The sequence below is a fragment of the Pseudomonas sp. HMSC066A08 genome (assembly GCF_001813025.1).
GTDB lineage: Bacteria > Pseudomonadota > Gammaproteobacteria > Pseudomonadales > Pseudomonadaceae > Pseudomonas > Pseudomonas aeruginosa.
In genome coordinates this window covers 88,890-90,399 of record NZ_KV811378.1, presented here as the reverse complement: position 1 = coordinate 90,399, position 1,510 = coordinate 88,890, and the positions used below count along the sequence as shown (strand labels likewise).

The 1,510-nt window shown below is 66.5% G+C and carries 1 protein-coding gene and 1 pseudogene; both read left to right on the top strand.

Annotation, left to right across the window (positions count from 1 at the left end):
- Positions 1-821, top strand: a pseudogene (gene cioA, locus HMPREF2886_RS31845) (cyanide-insensitive cytochrome bd quinol oxidase subunit I); the annotation flags it as partial.
- A 3-nt stretch (positions 822-824) separates the two neighbouring features.
- On the top strand, positions 825-1,510 hold a 686-nt coding region (gene cioB / locus HMPREF2886_RS31840; RefSeq protein ID WP_070749121.1), incomplete at its 3' end, for a cyanide-insensitive cytochrome bd quinol oxidase subunit II.

The window sequence follows — 1,510 nt, the reverse complement described above, 5'->3', positions numbered from 1 at the left end:
TCCGCAAGATGCTCTCGATGGCCATGTGGATGGCGCTGATCGTCGCCCCGGTACAGGCGCTGATCGGCGACGCCCATGGCCTCAACACCCTGGAGCACCAGCCGGCGAAGATCGCCGCGATGGAAGGCCACTGGGACAACAGCAGCGGCGAGCCGACCCCGCTGATCCTGTTCGGCTGGCCGGACATGCAGCGCGAGGAAACCCGCTTCAAGGTGGAGATCCCGGTGCTCGGCAGCCTGATCCTCAAGCACAGCCTGACCGAGCCGATCCCGGCGCTGAAGGACTTCCCGCCGGAAGACCGGCCGAACTCCACCGTGGTGTTCTGGTCGTTCCGGATCATGGCCGGCCTCGGCATGCTGATGATCCTGGTCGGCGTCTGGAGCCTGTGGCTGCGCTGGCGCGGCCAGGACAAGCTGTTCAACTCGAAGGCCTTCCTGCGCCTGACCCTGCTGATGGGACCGTCCGGCCTGATCGCGATCCTCGCCGGCTGGTTCACCACCGAGATGGGCCGCCAGCCCTGGGTGGTCTACGGGCTGATGCGCACCGCCGACGCCTCCTCGGCGCAGAGCGTGACGCAGATGAGCCTGACCCTGCTGACCTTCGTGGTGGTGTACTTCTCGCTGTTCGGCGTCGGCATCGGCTACATGATGCGCCTGGTGCGCAAGGGCCCGGTCACCCATGAGGGACGCGAGACCAACCCGGGAGGCGCCGGGCAGAAGCGGACGCCGGCGCGGCCATTGTCGGCCGCCGGCGAAGGTTTCGACGAAGAGCACGACGGCGACGCGCAAGCGGCCGACCGCGACCAGGACAAGAGGAACTGAGACATGGGTATCGATCTTTCCCTCATCTGGGCGGTCATCATCATCTTCGGCATCATGATGTACGTGGTGATGGACGGCTTCGACCTGGGCATCGGCATGCTCTATCCGTTCTTCAAGGACAGCGGCGACCGCGATGTGATGATGAACACCGTGGCGCCGGTCTGGGATGGCAACGAGACCTGGCTGGTGCTGGGCGGCGCGGCGCTGTTCGGGGCCTTCCCGCTGGCCTACGCGGTGGTCCTGTCGGCGCTCTACCTGCCGTTGATCTTCATGCTCGTCGGGCTGATCTTCCGCGGCGTCGCCTTCGAGTTCCGCTTCAAGGCCAAGCCGGCCAAGCAGCATATCTGGGACAAGGCGTTCATCGGCGGTTCGCTGGTGGCGACCTTCTTCCAGGGCGTGGCGCTGGGCGCCTTCATCGAAGGCATCCCGGTGGAGAACCGCAGCTTCGCCGGCGGTTCGCTGGACTGGATCGCGCCGTTCCCGCTGTTCTGTGGCCTGGCCCTGATCGTCGCCTACACCCTGCTCGGCTGCACCTGGCTGATCATGAAGACCGAAGGCCGCCTGCAGGAGCGCATGCACGACCTGGCGCGCCCGCTGGCGCTGGTGCTGCTGGCGATCATCGGGGTGGTCAGCCTGTGGACGCCGCTGGCCCATGCCGAGATCGCCGCACGCTGGTTCAGCCTGCCGAA